Genomic DNA, 6,484 nt, shown 5'->3' on the forward strand with positions numbered 1-6,484 from the left:
TGCGCGGTCTTCGGCGGGAAAGTGTTTTAGTATTATGTTACCGACATGGATGAGGGCGGTCCGGCGCCCTGGACGGCCACAGGAAAATACGCCGATGTGGGGTAGATCACGCGGGCGCCCGTATGAACGCGGTAGGTTGAAGATTCTTGCATCTTCCGTCGAACCGTCCGCCGTTCCGACCCGACCAACTTTGCGAGACGGCCTTTGAGCGTGACACAGGCGGCTTCGGACGAGATCCTGATCGCCCGGATCGCTCAAGGCGACCGGCTCGCCATGCAGGTGCTGTACGGGCGGCACCATGTCAGGGTGTATCGGTTCGGTCTGAGGCTCGTGCGGGACGAGCAGAAGGCGGAAGACCTCATTAGCGAGGTATTTCTCGACGTCTGGCGCCAAGCCGGCAAGTTCGAGGGCCGATCCGCCGTTTCCACCTGGCTGCTGGCAATCACCCGATTCAAGGCCCTGTCTGCGCTCCGGCGCAGGAAGGATTTTGAGTTGGACGACGACGCCGCGAATGCGATCGAGGATACGTCAGACGATCCGGAAACGGTGGTGCAGAAGAAGGATACCAGTGCAGCGTTGCGGGAGTGTTTGACGGGCCTCTCGCCGGACCATCGGGAAATCGTCGATCTCGTCTATTACCACGAGAAGTCCGTGGAAGAAGTGGCCGAAATCGTCGGGATACCGGAGAACACTGTGAAGACGCGCTTGTTCTATGCGCGCAAGAAATTGGCCGAACTGCTGAAGGCAGCCGGCATTGAGCGAGGCTGGCCATGATGGCATTGAGCAAGAAGATGCTGGAGCAAGAGCCCAGCGAAATCGAGATGCTGCTGCCGTGGCATGCCGCCGGCACGCTGAACGCCCGTGACGCCCGCCGCATCGAGGAGGCGCTGGCGCGGGATCCGGCGCTCGCCAGGCAATATGCTGCGATCCGCGGCGAGTACGAGGAAACCATCCATTTGAACGAGAGCCTCGGCGCGCCGTCGGCACGCGCGATGCAGAAGTTGTTCGCCGCGATCGACGCCGAGCCTGCGCGGGCAACGGGCGCGCTGCCGCTATCGGCGCGCATCTCGACCTTCTTCGCGAGCCTGTCGCCCCGCGCGCTGGCCTGGTCGGCAAGCCTCGGCGCGATCGCCCTGCTGCTCCAGGCCGGTGTCATTGGCGCCGTGCTGATGAAGAGCCAGACCGCAACCTTTCAGACGGCCTCGCTCTCCACCAACCCCTCGATCACGCGCGAGCTGGGAGCCGCCTCCGCACCGGCGCGCGCGCTGGTGCGTTTCACGCCCGAGGCGCGCGTGGCCGACATCACCTCGCTGCTCGACAGCTATCAGGCCTCGATCATCGACGGCGCCAAGGGCGGTATGTTCCGCCTCCAGTTCGACAGGGCGATGAGCCAGGACGAGCTCGCTTCGCTACTCGGCAAGATGCAGCGCGAGAAGTTCGTCAATCTCGCCGTGGCGGCGCCGTAAGGCGTCCCTGAGATCATGCCGCGCAAGTCCAATCGCAAGTCCAATGGTGGGGTAAGAGGAGGGGCCTACGCTTCGTCGGTCGGAGCCGCGCTCCTGCTCGCCGCATGTCTAGGCATCGAGGTCGCGCGCGCACAGGCCATCATGCGGACGCCGACGATCAGTGTCCCCTCGCGTACGCCGACCATCTCTCCCAGCGTTGCCGCACGGGTCGGCCCGGGCGCTGCCGCAAGAGTGGTTGCCGTCGACCGCGCTCCCCGTGTGGTGACAACCGCGCGGATCTCGTCGGCGCGGATGGCGCCGACCGTCGTGCTGCCCTATGCGCGCTACTCGCCGAACCTCTATCCGGCCTGCACCGCGCCGTATCGTGACGCCGCCGGCGAGTGCTTGGCGCAACCGAACGCGGATGGCGAGGGCTCCCGAAAGTCCGGCAAAAAGAGCGCCGGCAACGGCCGCCGCAACAACACGCCGGTTACCGCGAACCTGCGAACCTTCGCCAACGGATTCGTCGCCGAGATCGATAGTGCTCTGTCGCTGACCGAAGCCGACGAGCTTGCCCGCAGGCACGGCTTGGAGCGCATCGCTTCCGAGAATTTTCCGCTGGTCGGGGCCACGATCAGCCTGTTCCGCATCACCGACGGGCGCCCGTCCGAGACCGTGCGGCGCGAATTTGCCGCCGATGCCAGCGTACGCTCGCTCCAGCCGAACTTCCGCTACATGCTCCAGGACCAGAGATCGTCGGTGCCGACCGAGGGCGACCCGGCGCAATATGCGCTGGCAAGGCTGCGCCTGCCGCAGGCCCACACACTGGCGCACGGCGCCAACGTCACGGTCGCGGTGATCGATTCCGGGATTGACGCTAGGCATCCGGAGCTTGCCGATTCCATCGCCGACAATTTCGATGCGCTCGGCAGCACCGAGGGCCCGCACGTCCACGGCACCGGCATCGCCGGCGCCATCGTCGCGCATGCGCGGCTGATGGGCAGCGCGCCGGAGGCACGCATCATTGCCATCCGCGCCTTCGGCGGCACCACGGGCGGTGCCGAGAGCTCTTCCTACGTCATCCTGCGCTCGCTGAATTACGCCGCCGAGCACGGCGCGCAGATCGTCAATATGAGCTTTGCCGGTCCGAAAGACGCGGTGATCGAACGCGCCATTGCGGCGACCGCCGCGCGCGGCTTGGTGCTGATTGCGGCGGCTGGCAATGCGGGGGCGAAGTCGCCGCCGCTCTATCCCGCCGCCAATCCCAACGTCATCGCGGTCAGCGCCACCGACCAGCAGGACAGGCTGTTCACCGCATCCAACCGCGGCAATTACATCGCGCTTGCCGCGCCCGGCGTCGACATCTTCCTGCCGGCGCCGGACGGCAAATATCAGATGACGTCGGGCACCTCGTTCTCGGCCGCCTATGTCTCCGGCGTCGCGGCACTGCTGCTGGAACGCAATTACGCGCTGAAGCCGGAAGCGCTGCGCTTGACGCTTGCAAAGACCGCGCGCGACCTGGGTTCACCGGGCCGAGACGATCTGTTCGGCGACGGTGAGGCCGACGCCTTTGCCGCAGTCATGGCTGTTCCGGCCGATAGCGCGAAGCCCGTCGTCGCCGCATCCGGTACAACTAAACGTGAAGATATCGGGGCGCGTCGCGACGAGCCTGGCGTCCGCGCAATAGAGCAACCCTCGCTGTCGAGCTCGGACGATAAATCCACGGTTTCTCAGGCGGATAGGCCGCCGACGCGGTAACGGCGGCGACAAAGCTGCACGCGGCGCGATAGCCAAAAAATCGAGCGTCGCATTGAACGTTCCAGCCGGCTGCCACGACCAAATTATGTGGGAGCGGTCATCCCTCCCCATCAGTCATATCAGGCGCGAGCGCCCATCCACCCCAAGCGCTTGTATGGCTCGACCCGTCCGGTTGTCCCCCCGGACGGGTCTTTTCTTTTCGGATGTCCAACTCATTGAGGCGGCGCGCGACATCAGCTTCTGGTTGAAAGATCGCGGCTGCGTCATCGCCATTGCCGGGGCGGCGCGCCGCAGGCGCACTATGCTTGTGCGAGGCTTGACTCGAAAACCCCTTAAAACTCCGCACGACTACGGAATTTGACGACGAATATCGTGTCGTTGCTGGACAAGTCAAAACTTTTCCACAAAATATTCATGTCGCGTCTAAATTGATTCGTGTGCGTTGCGTCCCCGCGTCCGTATTTTTCTCCTGACGGGCTGGTCCATGACACATCGCCAAGAGTCTGTGCGCGCCGTGGCTTGCGGCCGTGACATTGCAGCGCGCTGGTGCGCGCTCGCCGAACAGCGGCTGGAACATTTGACTGAAATGTTCGAGACCGGACGCTGGCGCCGCTATCACTCCGAGCTCGCATTCCTCGAAAACATCCAGGAAGCCAAGCGTGCCGTCCAGACATGGCGCGCCATCGCAACTGGCGAGGACGTGGCGGTAGCGGCGGCGAGCGTAACGCCCGCATTCGGCTGGTCGCCTGCGACGATGCCTCGCATCGCTCCGCGCGAAAAGGCGCAGACCGTGCAGCCGAAGGCCGTGCACATCGCGCCCGAGACCGCCGTGCCCGTGGCGCTCGTTCCCACGCCGGACGTGCTCGCCGAAATCACCGAAGCCCCGATCGCGCCGCTCGCAGCGCTTCTGCAGCAGTTTTCGCCCCCGGCCGGCGAGATCGTCGCAGCCCCCGACCGCGTCGTCGAGTTCACCCTGAGCTTCGACGGCATCGAGGCGAAGTACCCGCTGCTGCGGAACACGTTTTAGGGTTTGGGGGCGGGCGCGCTCGTCAAGCCACTTCCAGTCCCGCGCGAGCCTGCGATGCAGAGCATCGCAGAGCGAGCCTCGAAGGATGAACGGCCCTTCCGTAGCCGCATTGGCCCTCACTTCTTCGGTCGAACTGCTCCGGCACGCCGTTGTGAAAAATAGCTCACGGCCTTCCAGTCCGAACGAATGAGCGCTTCCTTTTTGGCGCGGCTCCAGCCTTTGAGCTGCCGCTCGGCCGCAATGCCATCAGTGATCCGATCGAAATACTCCGACCACACCAACACGACCGGACGTCTCGAGTAAGTATATCCCTGATAGGCGCCGGCGTTGTGCTCGTCGACTCGCTTGGAGACGTCCTCGCCGGTGGCGCTTCCGATATAAAAAGAGCCGTCCGCGCATTTCAGCATGTAGACAGAGATGCCCACAAAATCATCCTTCGAGGCTCCCCGCGCGGCGCTGCGCACCGCACGGCTCGCACCTCAGGATGACGGCAGCGTATTCGTTGTCAATACAACATCAAGCAACTTTCGAGTGTGTCGCCCAACCCCTGTGACTTCCTCGAATCGAAGCTTCGCGTCGCGTCATCCTGAGGTGCGAGCCAAGCGGCGCAACGCGCCGTTTGGAGAGCCTCGAAGGATGAACGGCCCGTCTGCGAGCTACGCTGGCCGCCTACCGCCGCACCGCATTGCCGCCGACCACGACCTGCGCAAAGCGCTGGGCGCCGTCGGCTGACAGGTCCGCCGTCACCGCGCGCGCATGGTCGAGGCCGACCACGGCGCCGCGCGGGGTCTCGGAGATCATGTTGTTGTTGACGAGCGCGGTGCTGGCGCCCGGCACCACGGAGACGCCGATGCCGGCCAGCGCCTTTCGGATCACGTTGCCGGTGATCGCGACGTCACGCAGATATTTGCCCCAGCCGGCGACGATGCCGTAGGACGGCGCGTTCTCGATCACGTTACCGGTCACGGAGGTATCCGCCTCGATGTAGATGCCGACGCCGGCATCGTCATCCGGCGCGGTCCCGATCGGCCGCTTCGGGATCAAGTTGCGGATGATGTTGCCCTGGACCACGGCGATACGGCCGCCTTCGTTGAAGTTGCAGACGGAGACGCCGACGGCGGCGCCATCCACCGTGTTGTTGGCGATCACGGCCGCCTCGAATGCGAACTCCGAATAGAGCGCGACCTCGCGCACGTCGCTGACGCTGTTGCCGGTGATGTGGATGTTCGAGGCCGAGTTGCCGCGCACGGCGGAGTAGTCGCAGTTCCTGATGCGATTGCCGCGCACGATCACGTTGCCGGCGCGGAAGGCGTTGATGGCATTGCCGTACTGGCCGGAGCCGCCAGGTCCGGCCTTGATGTCCTCGATGCGGTTGTCAGCGACCAGCGTGCCGTCATCACCAATGGACGTGCGCAGGATCTCGATGCCGTTGTCATTGGTGCCGATGATGGTATTGCGCGAAACGCTGAGCCCCTTGGCATCGAACGAGACCACGGCCGTGACCGCGGTGCTGGTAAAGATATTGCCGGAGATGTCGCCGGACACCTGCTCGAGCCAGATGCCGCTGCCGCCGGAGCCCGTGATTTCGCAATCGCTAATGCGGACGTCGCGGCCGCCGAGGCAATGGATCAGCCCGCGCCGTGTCGGCAGCGCAATGCCGCCGCCGTCGAAGGTGATGCCGGTGAGGCCAATCGAGTCTGAGCCGTCGCTCTGGATCATTGAAGGGCCGCCGGTGAAGACAATCTTGCTCGCGCCGCGCACGCCGATCAGCTGCGCGCCATTCGGTAGCCGCAGCAATCCGCTGCGATAGACCCCGGGCGGCAGCGCCAGCGGCATTTGTGCTCGCGCAGCCTCGTCGATGGCGTGCTGGAGCGCGCGGGTCTGATCCTCGTTGCTCCCGGGCCGCACGCCGTACTGGGTCGCATCGCGGCCGAGCAGGGACGTCAGCGGCGCCGCACGCGCAGCGTCGGCCGGCAGAGCCAGCGCGCCGGCGAGGCCGGTGGCCGAGGCGCCGATGAGATGACGACGGTTGAGGGTCATGACGCGTCCTCCGGCGGACGCGGGAGATGTCCGCAGCGGTTAGGTAGCGCAGCGCGCTCGGGGCCGTGAGGATTGTTCGCAGTAGGGTTAAATGTTTACACAGAGACGGTGCGTAGGGTGGGCAAAGCGCAGCGTGCCCACCATCTCACCGCGACTGCGAAGCCAATTGAATTCGAAGTGGTGGGTTACGCTACGCTAATACTACTGAGTCAAG

Annotated in this window: 6 protein-coding genes; 4 read left to right on the forward strand and 2 right to left on the reverse strand. The window is 64.8% G+C overall.

Annotation, left to right across the window (positions count from 1 at the left end; translation table 11 throughout):
- The first annotated feature begins 204 nt into the window (after positions 1 to 204).
- The 4 genes from FXV83_RS31210 (at position 205) to FXV83_RS31225 (ending at position 4,230) form a co-directional block, all read left to right on the forward strand.
- A complete protein-coding gene (locus FXV83_RS31210) occupies positions 205 to 774 on the forward strand; it encodes a sigma-70 family RNA polymerase sigma factor (protein ID WP_187436289.1) in 570 nt (189 codons plus the stop codon).
- Positions 771 to 1,466, forward strand: coding sequence for a hypothetical protein (locus tag FXV83_RS31215; RefSeq protein ID WP_148743424.1), 696 nt, complete (start codon positions 771 to 773; stop codon positions 1,464 to 1,466). The genes FXV83_RS31210 and FXV83_RS31215 overlap by 4 nt, the downstream gene beginning before the upstream one ends.
- 15 nt (positions 1,467 to 1,481) lie before the next feature.
- Positions 1,482 to 3,203 carry a S8 family serine peptidase gene (locus FXV83_RS31220; protein ID WP_148743425.1) on the forward strand — a complete coding sequence of 574 codons (1,722 nt, stop codon included), beginning with the start codon at positions 1,482 to 1,484 and terminating at the stop codon, positions 3,201 to 3,203.
- A gap of 514 nt (positions 3,204 to 3,717) precedes the next feature.
- Entirely contained in the window at positions 3,718 to 4,230 is a 513-nt protein-coding gene (locus tag FXV83_RS31225) for a TIGR03809 family protein (RefSeq protein WP_430648959.1), read from the forward strand.
- Positions 4,231 to 4,346: 116 nt separating this feature from the next.
- On the opposite strand, the gene FXV83_RS31230 is transcribed toward FXV83_RS31225, so the two are convergent.
- Together FXV83_RS31230 and FXV83_RS31235 are read right to left on the reverse strand one after the other, a co-directional pair.
- Positions 4,347 to 4,655, reverse strand: a complete 309-nt coding sequence (locus tag FXV83_RS31230; RefSeq protein ID WP_148743430.1) for a GIY-YIG nuclease family protein — start codon at positions 4,653 to 4,655, stop codon at positions 4,347 to 4,349.
- A 244-nt stretch (positions 4,656 to 4,899) separates the two neighbouring features.
- The gene (locus FXV83_RS31235) at positions 4,900 to 6,270 is read right to left on the reverse strand and encodes a TIGR03808 family TAT-translocated repetitive protein (protein WP_148743427.1); all 1,371 of its coding nucleotides are present in this window, start codon (positions 6,268 to 6,270) and stop codon (positions 4,900 to 4,902) included.
- Positions 6,271 to 6,484: the final 214 nt, after the last annotated feature.

This window comes from Bradyrhizobium hipponense (genome assembly GCF_008123965.1).
Lineage (GTDB): Bacteria > Pseudomonadota > Alphaproteobacteria > Rhizobiales > Xanthobacteraceae > Bradyrhizobium > Bradyrhizobium hipponense.

Excerpts from the sequence above, each read along its gene's own strand:
- FXV83_RS31220 (WP_148743425.1), top strand. The coding sequence starts at position 1,482 with ATGCCGCGCAAGTCCAATCGCAAGTCCAATGGTGGGGTAAGAGGAGGG.
- FXV83_RS31215 (WP_148743424.1), top strand. The coding sequence starts at position 771 with ATGATGGCATTGAGCAAGAAGATGCTGGAGCAAGAGCCCAGCGAAATC.
- FXV83_RS31235 (WP_148743427.1), bottom strand. The coding sequence starts at position 6,270 with ATGACCCTCAACCGTCGTCATCTCATCGGCGCCTCGGCCACCGGCCTC.